This window comes from Blautia sp. Marseille-P2398 (genome assembly GCF_964240315.1).
Classification (GTDB): Bacteria; Bacillota; Clostridia; order Lachnospirales; family Lachnospiraceae; genus Blautia_A; species Blautia_A wexlerae.
The window spans coordinates 144,352-156,369 of record NZ_CAXSTD010000003.1; the positions used below are offsets into that span (position 1 = coordinate 144,352).

9 protein-coding genes are annotated in these 12,018 nt (G+C 41.5%); 5 read left to right on the forward strand and 4 right to left on the reverse strand.

Annotated elements, in window-relative coordinates:
* Window positions 1–157: 157 nt before the first annotated feature.
* Window positions 158–1,459 (forward strand): phosphopyruvate hydratase, encoded by a 1,302-nt coding sequence (gene eno, locus ACESZG_RS05035; RefSeq protein ID WP_173680795.1) that lies wholly within the window; start codon window positions 158–160, stop codon window positions 1,457–1,459.
* A gap of 128 nt (window positions 1,460–1,587) precedes the next feature.
* Here eno and ACESZG_RS05040 read toward each other — a convergent pair whose 3' ends face one another.
* Together ACESZG_RS05040 and ACESZG_RS05045 are read right to left on the reverse strand one after the other, a co-directional pair.
* Window positions 1,588–3,444, reverse strand: coding sequence for a serine hydrolase domain-containing protein (locus tag ACESZG_RS05040; RefSeq protein ID WP_368211171.1), 1,857 nt, complete (start codon window positions 3,442–3,444; stop codon window positions 1,588–1,590).
* Window positions 3,445–3,635: 191 nt separating this feature from the next.
* Window positions 3,636–5,015, reverse strand: a complete 1,380-nt coding sequence (locus ACESZG_RS05045) for a citrate/2-methylcitrate synthase (protein WP_368211170.1) — start codon at window positions 5,013–5,015, stop codon at window positions 3,636–3,638.
* Window positions 5,016–5,382: 367 nt separating this feature from the next.
* Between ACESZG_RS05045 and ACESZG_RS05050 the strand changes: the two genes are divergently transcribed.
* Window positions 5,383–5,862, forward strand: coding sequence for an acyl-CoA thioesterase (locus ACESZG_RS05050; RefSeq protein WP_025577026.1), 480 nt, complete (start codon window positions 5,383–5,385; stop codon window positions 5,860–5,862).
* 33 nt (window positions 5,863–5,895) lie between these two features.
* On the opposite strand, the gene ACESZG_RS05055 is transcribed toward ACESZG_RS05050, so the two are convergent.
* Both ACESZG_RS05055 and ACESZG_RS05060 read right to left on the reverse strand, forming a co-directional pair.
* Window positions 5,896–7,023: a ComEC/Rec2 family competence protein gene (locus ACESZG_RS05055; protein ID WP_368211169.1), complete on the reverse strand. Its 1,128-nt coding sequence runs from the start codon at window positions 7,021–7,023 to the stop codon at window positions 5,896–5,898.
* Window positions 7,024–7,178: 155 nt separating this feature from the next.
* Window positions 7,179–7,697, reverse strand: a complete 519-nt coding sequence (locus tag ACESZG_RS05060; RefSeq protein WP_118610720.1) for a hypothetical protein — start codon at window positions 7,695–7,697, stop codon at window positions 7,179–7,181.
* A 325-nt stretch (window positions 7,698–8,022) separates the two neighbouring features.
* Here ACESZG_RS05060 and ACESZG_RS05065 point away from each other — a divergent pair, with 325 nt between their 5' ends.
* The 3 genes from ACESZG_RS05065 (at window position 8,023) to ACESZG_RS05075 (ending at window position 11,911) form a co-directional block, all read left to right on the forward strand.
* Window positions 8,023–9,771, forward strand: a complete 1,749-nt coding sequence (locus ACESZG_RS05065) for an alpha-amylase family glycosyl hydrolase (protein ID WP_368211168.1) — start codon at window positions 8,023–8,025, stop codon at window positions 9,769–9,771.
* A gap of 165 nt (window positions 9,772–9,936) precedes the next feature.
* Window positions 9,937–10,311, forward strand: coding sequence for a RidA family protein (locus ACESZG_RS05070; protein WP_008703111.1), 375 nt, complete (start codon window positions 9,937–9,939; stop codon window positions 10,309–10,311).
* A gap of 175 nt (window positions 10,312–10,486) precedes the next feature.
* Window positions 10,487–11,911 (forward strand): DNA/RNA helicase domain-containing protein, encoded by a 1,425-nt coding sequence (locus ACESZG_RS05075; RefSeq protein WP_055058686.1) that lies wholly within the window; start codon window positions 10,487–10,489, stop codon window positions 11,909–11,911.
* The last annotated feature ends 107 nt before the right edge of the window (window positions 11,912–12,018 follow it).

Here is a 12,018-nt window from a genome sequence, read left to right on the forward strand (position 1 = left end):
TCCGAAGACCTGCTGAAACCTTCGGAACAATGGATCGCATCTGTGCTTGCTGAACTCACGGCTATGCTGAAAGCCGTACCTCAGATATGATCCACCCGGTACATCCCAGTTGCGGTGTACCAGGAGTCCAAATGCAAAACCAGAAAGGGGATTTATCATGTACTTAGAAATTGAGAAAGTAATTGGAAGAGAAATTCTGGATTCCAGAGGAAACCCGACAGTAGAAGCTGAAGTATATCTGATGGACGGCACTGTTGCAAGAGGAACTGCTCCAAGCGGTGCATCTACAGGAGAATTCGAAGCTCTGGAACTGAGAGATGGAGATAAAGCTCGCTATCTTGGAAAAGGCGTACAGAAAGCAGTAGAGAACATCAACACAACAATCAACGAAGCAATTGAAGGTCTTGATGCAGGCGATATCTATGCAGTAGATGCAGCTATGATTGCAGCAGACGGAACAAAGGACAAATCCAAACTTGGAGCAAATGCAATCCTTGCAGTATCTATCGCATGCTGCAGAGCAGCGGCAGCTTCTCTTGAAATTCCGTTGTATCGTTTCCTTGGCGGAGTATCCGGAAACCGTCTCCCTGTACCGATGATGAACATCGTAAACGGCGGATGCCATGCATTATCATCCGGTCTGGATGTGCAGGAATTCATGATCATGCCAGTTGGGGCACCTTCCTTCAAAGAATGCTTAAGATGGTGTGCAGAAGTATTCCACGCGCTTGCTTCTATTTTGAAAGAGCGCGGACTTGCCACATCAGTAGGTGACGAAGGTGGTTTCGCACCTGCACTGAAATCCGATGAAGAAGCAATCGAGACAATCCTCGAGGCAGTGAAGAAAGCCGGATATGAACCAGGCAAAGACTTCAGGATTGCCATGGATGCTGCTTCCTCCGAATGGAAGAGTGAAAAAGGAAAAGGATACTACAAACTTCCAAAAGCAGGCACAGAATATACATCTGAAGAACTTATCGAACACTGGGCTAAATTATGTGAGAAATATCCGATTATCTCCATCGAAGACGGTCTGGATGAAGAAGACTGGGAAGGATGGCAGAAACTTACAGCCAGACTTGGCGACAAAGTACAGCTTGTCGGTGATGACCTGTTTGTTACAAATACAGAGAGACTTGCAAAAGGTATCAGCCTTGGCGCAGGTAATGCAATCCTGATCAAATTAAACCAGATCGGTTCCGTATCCGAAACACTGGAAGCAATCAAAATGGCCCACAAAGCAGGCTACACCGCAATTTCTTCTCATCGTTCCGGCGAGACAGCAGATACAACAATCGCAGACCTTGCAGTAGCACTGAACACCTGCCAGATTAAGACTGGAGCTCCCAGCAGATCCGAACGTGTTGCAAAATACAACCAGCTTCTCCGTATCGAAGAAGAGCTCGGCGCAAGCGCAGTATATCCGGGAATGAAAGCCTTTAATGTAAAACAGGACTAAACAGAACTATAGCAATCCTCGTGAATAATTCATACCATAAATAAAATCAACCTGTAAAATGCAAAATGCATTTCTCATCTGAATCGTTTAGTGAGAAATGCATTTTTGTATATGAGACTTTATTATATTCACTCATCTGTATCAATACTGTTTGTTTCTTTCGGACTCTTCAGATATCCCCTTACAACAGGCTCAATCGTCTGTTTCATAAGCCGGTGCAGCAGTTCTGTCGTAATATTATGATCTCCCAGAAGCGAATTATACAGGAAGTTTCCTGACAGTTCTTCAGTAATAGAACTCAGTCCTGCCAGGATCATTTTTTTACCGGGTGTTTCGTTCCATCTGATCTCAATTTCATCATCTTCATGAAAGAAAATGTGCGCCTTTCGTTTCACACATTCTTCGATAAAAGTAATCTCCAGCTTTAATACTGGGATGTCGTTTTCATCCCTTGCAAATTCTCCCAGTGTAGCTACAAGGTAATGTTCTCCATGAAGATCAACACATCCATCCGCAGCCCTTCCAAATCCAACAGGAAGTTTATGGATCACCTCACCTTCGGTAAAAGAAACGTAAAAGTTTCCCGCATCATAAGTAAAAGAAATTTCAGAAATACCATCTGTCATATTATTGTGGAATACCTGCACAAACAACGGCGCAATTCCAATATTCTGCTGTTCCATAACATAAGTTCTGCCGCTTACAGCCCGCATAAAACTGTGATGATCAGATGGGCGATCAACGGCTGCTGAAATACGGTAGCTGTATTTTTTATCTGAATGCTTCCTTCTGGAAACTACATTTCTTTTCCATCCCCCGCGCAGAGAAGTACTTCTGTTATTATTTTCTCCATTTTCCAGTTCTCCGCACAACCGTTTCAGAAGACTATAGGAGAGTGGATTCTCAGGTAGAACATCGGCGGGATGATAATTAACAGGGAAATATTTCCGAATGATATTCAGCATGATACAGTCCTGAAACATTTCTTTATTTCCGGCATTTGTGACAAGAACCATATCCATATCCGGATAAATAATAACATTCTGTCCCAGCATTCCATTATATTCAAAGCTTCCCGGGCGCTGTTCCATCCATAGCTGATATCCATATCCATAGGTGTCATTCTGAGTTTTCAGATGTCGTGCCGTAGATATTTCTATCCAATATTCAGACACCAGCTGCTGACCATTCCATTTTCCCCTCTGAAGATACAGCTGGCCAAGTTTTGCCATGTCTTCTGCACAGAGAAACAGTCCCCAGCCACCTTTTGTAATTCCTTTCGGACAGGTTTCCCAATAATATTTCGTGATACCAAGAGGACCAAACAGTCTCGGAGTCAGATATTCGGTCAGGGTTTCTCCTGTACGTTTCGTCACGATTGCAGAAAGAACATAAGTATTCAGACTGTTATATTGAAACTCTGTTCCGGGTTTTCCATTGACAGATGCATTCAGAAAACTTCCAAGCCAATCATTTCCGGACACGATACCTGATTCATTAAAAGTTACGCCGCTTGTCATGGTCAGCAGATTCTCTACTGTGATCGCAGGGCGGAAAATCTTTGAAAAGGCATTTATATGATCCGGAAAAATGTCATAAATATTTTCATCGAGTTTTAATTTTTCCTCTTCGATCAACATGCCGATTGCCATACCTGTGATGCTCTTGCACATGGAATGTGTAATATGCCACATTCCTTTAGGGTATGGTGCAAAATTACATTCACAGATTACCTTGCCATGACGCAGTGCCATAAAATGATGCATTTCCGTATCTTTGGAAGCATCCAGTTCCCGAAGAAGGGCAGCAAACAGATCAGAGGAGATTCCTTGACTCTCCGGTGTGGCACGTGCAAATGCCTGCTCATAAACTGCATCAAACGGAAAATCCGGTTTCTGTGGGAAATAATCTACCCGTGTACCGCCTGTCTTTCCAAGGATCATATTTAAAACCAGTTCTGCAACCGCAATCTGTTCTTTTGCCATAGAGAATACCTCCTTTTTCGGATTTATTTTGATTATACAGACCTCATACAACAAATGCAAATTATATTTTTACGAGAAAGGATATTACCAGTGGACAGTAGCGCAGGATTCTCTTCCTGCGGGAAGCTCACTTTAGTGACATAATAAAACGGCTGCGGAATGAACCGCAGCCAGTAATAAGTTTCATCTGTTTACCTTTCGTCAAAAGCAACAAAATCTGTATGATGTCCTACATATTTGTAAGCAGGACGAATAATCTTATTTGCATTGATCAGTTCTTCCAAGCGGTGAGCACTCCAGCCCGGCATACGTGCAATAGCAAAGATCGGAGTAAATAATTCTTCCGGAATACCAAGCATGCTGTATACAAATCCACTGTAGAAGTCCACATTTGCGCAGACATTCTTAAACAGTTTTCTATGTTCCATGATCAGCTTACCTGCAATACCCTCCACACGGTCATAAAGTTTGAATTCCTCGGTCATTCCTTTCTCTTCAGCCAGTGCCTGAGCAAAACGTTTCAGGATTACTTCACGAGGATCGGAGAGAGTATAAACGGCATGTCCCATGCCATAAATCAGCCCGGCATGATCAAATGCTTCCTTATTTAGTACCTTCTTGAGATAATCAACAATCTCATCTTCGTTGTCCCAGTGTTCTACATGAGCTTTCAGATTTGCAAACATGTTCTGAACTTTCAGGTTCGCACCACCATGACGCGGTCCCTTCAGAGATCCGATGGATGCAGCAGTGGAAGAGTAGGTATCTGTACCTGAAGAAGTTACCACGTGAGTTGTGAAAGTGGAGTTATTACCACCACCATGCTCAGCATGAAGAATCAGTGCGATATCCAGAACCTTAGCCTCCAGTTCTGTATATTTACCATCCGGACGAAGCATAAGAAGAATATTTTCTGCAAGGGAAAGTCCTTTCTGTGGATTACGGATGAATAGGGTCTCATCTTTACGAAAATGACGATATGCATGGTAAGAATATACGGCAATTTCAGGAAGCTTTGCAATCAGTTCCAGTGACTGGCGAAGTACATTCTCAGGAGAAATATCTTCCGGATTGTCGTCATATGTATAAAGAGCCAGAACACAGCGCTGCATAGCATTCATAATGTTGGCATTGGTTCCTTTCATAACAACATCGCGTACAAAACGACCGCCAAGATCTTCCATGTCAGCCATCATATCCAGAAATCTGGAAAGTTCCTCTTTACTTGGAAGCTTACCAAAGATCAGAAGATAAACTGTTTCTTCAAATCCAAAACGTCTTCCGTTCAGACCACTGATGATATCCTGTACATTGATTCCCTGATAGTATAAACGTCCATCAGCCGGAATCTGTCTGCCGTTGATCAGATTATAACCATTAACATCAGAAATCTCTGTAAGACCTGTCAGGACACCTTTACCTGCGGAGTCACGAAGACCTCTTTTTACATTATATTCTACATACAGATTTGGATCGATATGATGATTCTTGAGCAGTTCCTGTTCAAAGAATCTCATTTTGTCACGAAGCTGTCCGGAATCTTCCAGACTCATCATTTCATGTTTTTCCATAATATCATTCCTCATTTCCCCGTTATTTATCTACAGCAATACTCGCAAATTCACTTATAGCAATACTCGTAAATAATGCATATTATAGTGAATTTTATTAAAAAACACTGATACAGTGAATTGCAGATGCATCCTTGCGATCAGTGTTTTACTATGGCGAACATTTGTATTTGTACCTATTTAAACATTGTACAGTAAAGTGATGGGAAAGGCAAGATAAAGATTGTATTTTTTTTCATACAATCATATTAAAGTGATAGCGCTTTAAAATTATACAGAAGGAAAATTATGAAAAATATAACACAAAATCATGGAACGTGCTATAATAGCCAACAGAAAGCATGATAAAGGGGAAGTGAGAAAAGAAATGTCAGAAAGAAAAATGAAACGAGTTGAGGACTCCTTAACAGAGCAGTCTCATTTATTAATGCCAAAGTGTCTGAATGCCGCAGGTTATCTGTTTGGCGGACAGCTGCTTGCATGGATTGATGAAACAGCAGGTATTGTTGCCAAGCGTCATGCGGAAATGAATGTGGTAACTGTTGCAGTAGACAATATGTATTTCAAGGCCGGAGCCAGAGTGAACGATACCATCGTTCTCATCGGACGGCTTACGCATGTGGGACGTTCTTCCATGGAAGTCCGTATTGATACTTACTGTGAAGCCCTTGATGGAACCAGAACCATGATCAACCGTGCATATTTTATTATGGTTGGAACAGATGAACATCAGCATCCTGTGGAAGTACCGGGACTTATCATTGAGGGAGTTACTCAGCAGATAGAGAATGAAGCTGCACAGAAACGTGCAAAACTCTGGAAAGTACGCAGACAGGAAGGATTTTAACAAAACAGCCGCAAATGCGGCTGTTTTTGTTTATCAGTAACATTTACTGCAAGGTCCGTATCCCATAGCCTCGGCTTCTGATCTGGATACCTGTCTGGCTGTATCCGGGTTCATTCTTCCACAGTTGGGAATGCTGTGATATTTTTCGCCGGTTGCAGGGATCCATACCATTGTTCCTACATCTGCATTGTTGGATTCTTCCTGTTCAGGTACCGGATTAGAAGTGGTAGTTTCTTCTTGCCAGGAGTTTCCACCAGTGCCACCTGCAGAAGCATTTACAGAGGAGTCTCCGGAAGAATAATCATTGCATGGCTCCTGTGACCAGGAAATATTTGTTCCATCGGAGACTGCAATGATCGTACCCTGTTTATCTGTTCGGAATACAGGGATTCCCATATCTGATAAACGTCCCATTGTATCTGCTGACGGATGATTATACTGATTATTGATTCCGCAGCTTATGACTGCGTAAGATGGAGAAGTCGCCTCAAGGAAATCCCAGGTAGTTGAACTTGCAGACCCATGATGACCAACAGAAAGAACATCGCAGTCAAGGTTCATACCAGTACTGATCATATCCTGTTCACTGGTTTCCTCTGCATCTCCGGTAAAAATAAAGCTATTTGAACCATTTTCAAGTTTGATTACAAGAGAGTTATCATTACTGTTCTGGCTGATACCATTCGGTGCAAGAACAGTGAAACTTCCGGTGCCAAAATCAAATGTTTCACCTACAGAAGGATACTGTACGATAATTGCATTTGCAGTGGCAGTATTCATAAAATTATTGAATAAATTTGAAGTATGTACATAGTCTGGTCCGAATATATTACTTACAGAGAAATTGTCTATACATGGAACAAGACCGCCGATATGATCTTCATCATAGTGAGAAGCGATCATATAGTCAATGTTTTCCACATTCTGTTCCTGTAAGTAGGAGATGATCAGATCAGCATGGCTCTGATCCCCGCCATCGTACAAAAGATTTTGTCCTCCGGACTGTACTAAGATGGCATTTCCCTGTCCAACGTCAATAAAATGAACTGCCATCTCACTGTTGCCTTCAGCTTTTACCGTCAGTGCTGATTGCGGAACTAAGGTAAACAGCAGAAGGAACAGAGATAGAATTAGTGATAGTAACCTGTTTTGTTTCTTCATAAAAAGCCTCCTGAATGTTAATAACAGTTTGATTATACCATTTATTGAGAAACAAAAACATAATTATAGTAATTTCGTAAAATAATACAAATAATCCAGTCTATCTTGGAGCGGGTTTGAAAAATGCTTTAGCGTGAAGTCCTGCGTCAGATTGATTAATACTCTATCTGCTGAACTTCCTCTCCATTGTCTTCCCATGTATCAGAGTTATCCAGAGAACCATCTGTGCTGTCACCGGAATTGTCATCGCTGGGATAATCAATCTGATCGGAAGAATCATCCCCTGTATCGTCAGACGATGTCTGATCACTGCTTCCATCATCAGAAGATCCATCTCCTGTATCTGTATTATCATTCTCCTGCCCTGTATCATCCAGAGAACCGTCCTGCGTCGTATCAGTATTGTAAGAAGAGTCATTGTAAGAAGTATCATTATAACTGTTGTCATAATCAGAATCATAGTTACTTTCCTGAGTATAAATGGTAAATCCATCCTCCTCAGCCTGAGCTTCTGCCTGTGCCTGAGCCTCAGCAGCAGTTTCCGGAGCTTCCGTAAAGTTTGTAACAGCTTTTGACACTGTATTACCGGTAGGTGCCACAGCAGAAACCGCAAACATCGCGCCACAAAGCAGGATTGCAGTTCCGGCAATCTGAATTTCATCTATATGTCTCATAGTTTATATTCTCCTTGCTTATCTATGTTTGTTTCTTTCTATTTCTATGCATATCCAGATTATTTACAGCAATATTATATACCTTAAGTAGATTTTTTTGTAGAGTAAATTTTAAGTTACTGTTCATACATCACTATCCTGAGATATACAAGCCAAAATTGAAAAAAAACTGGATTCTGTCTGAAAAATCTGTTATTATAAGAATCGTATGAATATAATTTCAACTTTAATACAGTTTATCTAATTATTTTCTTTCCTGTATGATATCAGGGTAAAAAATCCCCATAAAATTGAAATTATAAATTTAAAAACAGAGGTGTCATTTATGAGCTGGTATAATGAGGCAATTTTCTATCACATCTATCCACTGGGTTTAACCGGTGCGCCGAAGCACAATGACTACAGTGCTCCTGTTTCCCGTCTGAACACATTACTTCCATGGATCGACCACATCAGAGAAATCGGATGTACAGCATTATACATCGGACCTTTATTCGAGAGTGTAGGACATGGCTATGAAACCACAGATTACAAAAAGCTGGATTCCCGTCTCGGAACCAACGAAGACCTTAAAAACTTCGTGGCAGCCTGTCATGAAAAAGAGATCAAAGTTATTTTCGATGGTGTATTCAATCACACAGGCCGTGATTTCTTTGCATTTAAAGATATTCAGCAAAACCGCGAACATTCCAGATATCTCAACTGGTACTGCAATGTGAACTTCGGAGGGAATACGGAATACAATGACGGCTTCTCCTACGAAAACTGGGGTGGATACAACCTTCTGGTAAAATTAAACCAAAGAAACCCGGAAGTACAGAATTACATCTGTGATGTGATCCGTTTCTGGGTATCAGAATTTGATGTAGATGGAATCCGTCTGGATGCGGCAGATGTCCTTGATTTTGATTTCATGCGTGCCATGCGCCGTACAGCAGCAGAAGTAAAGGAAGATTTCTGGCTTATGGGCGAAGTGATCCATGGCGATTACAGCAGATGGGTAAATGGAGAAACGCTCCACAGTGTAACAAACTATGCCCTGCATAAAGCACTCTACAGCGGACATAACGATCATAACTATTTCGAGATCGCACATACTGTAAAATATCTCCAGAATATGGGAAATCTTGATCTCTACAACTTTGTGGACAACCATGATGTAGAACGTATTTATACCAAGCTTTCAAATAAAGCACATTTTGCACCTGTTCATGTCTTACTCTATACACTTCCGGGTGTACCAAGTATCTATTACGGTTCTGAGTTCGGTATTGAAGGAAAGAAAGAGAAATTCTCCGATGACAGCCTCAGACCGGCTCTGGATATCAAAGACTATGCAGATGCAGTACAGAAGAATCCATGTACAGCCCTGATCGCAGCTCTTGGAAAGATACGACAGCATACACCTGCATTAAGCTACGGAAGCTACGCTGAACTTCAGCTTACCAACCGCCAGTTTGCATTTGCCCGTGACCTTGACGGAATACGTGTGATCGTTACCGTAAATAACGATGATAATGCAGCAGATATGAGCCTTCCGGCAGGAAACTGCGCAGAATATATCGGAACCCTCACAGGCCGTAAAGTACCTGTTCAGGATGGACGTATCAATGTAACAGTAGCCGCAAACAGCGGTGAAATCTGGGTTCCGGCGGGTGAAATGCCAGAATATATACCGGTAAAAACAGAAATTGCAGATATCGAAAAAGTACAGGAAGAAACAGAAGAAACAACTTCCACACAGACTGAGTCTCCTGCACAGAAAACAATAACCGCAACAGAAAAAACCGCAGCAGCAAAAGCAGAAGATATTCAGCCTGAAAAAACTGCCGATACTTCAGCCATATCAGCAGAAAACAGTTTTCCGGAAAATACGGAAGCCGCTGCTGAAAAGGAAAAGACAGTAATTGTAGATATGAATAAATCCCCGGAAGACATGACTGTAGATGAATTACAGCAGGCAATCCTTGCCAAAATGGCAGGTAACGGCCTTGTTACAGACCAGATGAAGAAAACAGTATATGATAATATCTGGCATGATTCTCTGGTAAACTGGCTCAAGAGCTTCCACTGATCAGATTATCGTCAGTATTTTTCATCTTTTCTTTCATTAATAAAAGAGGAATTTCTTATGTGACAATTTTTTTGCCGTTGACTAAATATTTTTTTGGTGGTAAGATATGGATACAGATACAGACAATCAATCAATCACACTAAATCGTACGGGAGGAATTCACTCATGAAAACACTTGAAACAAAAAAAGCACCAGCAGCAATCGGACCATATTCTCAGGCAAAAATGACAGGAAACTTCTTATTTGCATCTGGTCAGATTCCGGTAGACCCGGCTACAGGTGAAGTTGCAGGCGATAAAATCGAAACACAGGCAGAGCAGTCCTGCAAGAACGTAGGAGCAATTCTTGAAGAAGCCGGACTTACATTTGACAATGTTATCAAGACTACATGCTTCCTTGCTGATATGGCAGATTTCGCTGCATTCAACGCTGTGTATGAGAAATACTTCACAAGCAAACCGGCCCGCTCCTGCGTCGCTGTAAAACAGCTTCCGAAGAACGTACTCTGCGAAGTGGAAGCTATCGCTGTAGCTGAGTAATTCAGCCAAACCACAATATAATAGATATTTCAAAACAATTTCTGAATCTGATTCAGATGGGGAAAACAGCCAGGGAAAAATCCACCTGGCTGTTTTTGGTTTTCAGGCTACCTGCAATTGCTGATATTTGCTATAATAGTATAAAAGAATTCCGGCAAAATGAAAGGTAAAAGTTATGAGATCAATATCCATATATGCACTTACGAGAAATCAGAATACAGATTCTCTGTCAAAACTGGAACGTCAGTTATCCGGTCGGGAATATTTCCTCAAAATACGGGAATGGGAACTTCAGAGTATGAAAGCACTGGTACGCCAGTTAGAATCACATATGACTAAAGTCTGTTCCCTGCGCTTTTTCTATTCCTACCAGATTCCAAAACTCGGGAAAGAATTTGATCTTCTCCAGATCAAAGACGACCAGATCATAAATATTGAACTGAAAAGCGGAGCTGTATCTGAGGAGGCAATTCGTAAACAGCTTATGCAGAACCGTTATTACCTTTCCGTTCTCGGACGCTCCATACAGTCTTATACGTATATCAGCAGTCAGAATCGCCTTGTCAGGCTTACCAATCATGATCATATTGCAGAAGCCGACTGGACAGAACTGTGCGGATCACTGCAAAAGGAGAGCAGTGATTATCAGGGGAATATTGACGATCTGTTTCAGGCCGAACTATATCTGATTTCCCCCATCACAGAACCGGCCCGTTTCCTGAAAAAAGAATACTTCCTGACTTCCCAGCAGCGGGATATCCAGCGCCAGATCTTAAAGAAACTCCGTATCAGCCGGTTCGAATATTTCTGTTTTACCGGACTTCCCGGAACAGGAAAAACATTGCTTCTCTATGATATCGCCATGAAACTGTCCAGGCGTCAGCAGATATGCATGATTCACTGTGGCAATGCCGGAAAAGAATGGAAAATACTGCATAAACGTTTACAACGTATTGCTTTTCTTTCGGACAATCAGCTGACCGAAAATACAGAGCTGAAACATTACAGTGCAGTTCTGGTAGACGAAGCACATTTGCTTTCTTCAGAAAAACTGCAGATTCTGTTAACGCAATCGGAGGGGGAGTTTCCTGTAATATTTTCCAGCGATTCCGAAGATGCCATATGTCCTGAAGAATTAGGGGTAAATACATTAAAACTCATAGAAAACCTGCCGGAAATCCAGATGTTTCACTTAACCAACCGCATCCGTACCAATGCGGAACTTTCCTCATTTATCCAGAATATGATACACCTTACAGACAGAAAAACCTCAAAACCCTATCCGCATGTTTCTGTTGTATATGCAAATAATGAAGAGGAGACTGCTGCCTTACTGGAAGATTATATACATCAGGGTTATGAATATGAGATTACTGCCGTGAGAGACATAAAACGTCTTGTTATCATATTGGACGAACGATATTACTATGATCAGAACAGATATCTGCGTTCAAAACATTTCAAAGAAGGCAGATCTGATGTCCGTAATTTATTTCACCAGCTGAATCAGGCCAAAGAGGAACTTTCTATAATCGTCAGAGAAAATACATATGTATACGAAACATTACTCACGCTTTTACAGCCTGATACTGTCAGATAAAAACTGCAAACTATCCGACTCTCCCTTGAAATCCCCCACCATTCCGTATATAATAGGAATATTGTGGGGGATTTTCCCTGCTTAACACAATGTTGATACAATAACCT

Bases quoted from the DNA above. Each gene is read 5' to 3' on its own strand.
- eno (WP_173680795.1), top strand. From the start codon at position 158: ATGTACTTAGAAATTGAGAAAGTAATTGGAAGAGAAATTCTGGATTCC.
- ACESZG_RS05040 (WP_368211171.1), bottom strand. From the start codon at position 3,444: ATGGCAAAAGAACAGATTGCGGTTGCAGAACTGGTTTTAAATATGATC.
- ACESZG_RS05045 (WP_368211170.1), bottom strand. From the start codon at position 5,015: ATGGAAAAACATGAAATGATGAGTCTGGAAGATTCCGGACAGCTTCGT.
- ACESZG_RS05050 (WP_025577026.1), top strand. From the start codon at position 5,383: ATGTCAGAAAGAAAAATGAAACGAGTTGAGGACTCCTTAACAGAGCAG.
- ACESZG_RS05055 (WP_368211169.1), bottom strand. From the start codon at position 7,023: ATGAAGAAACAAAACAGGTTACTATCACTAATTCTATCTCTGTTCCTT.
- ACESZG_RS05060 (WP_118610720.1), bottom strand. From the start codon at position 7,697: ATGAGACATATAGATGAAATTCAGATTGCCGGAACTGCAATCCTGCTT.
- ACESZG_RS05065 (WP_368211168.1), top strand. From the start codon at position 8,023: ATGAGCTGGTATAATGAGGCAATTTTCTATCACATCTATCCACTGGGT.
- ACESZG_RS05070 (WP_008703111.1), top strand. From the start codon at position 9,937: ATGAAAACACTTGAAACAAAAAAAGCACCAGCAGCAATCGGACCATAT.
- ACESZG_RS05075 (WP_055058686.1), top strand. From the start codon at position 10,487: ATGAGATCAATATCCATATATGCACTTACGAGAAATCAGAATACAGAT.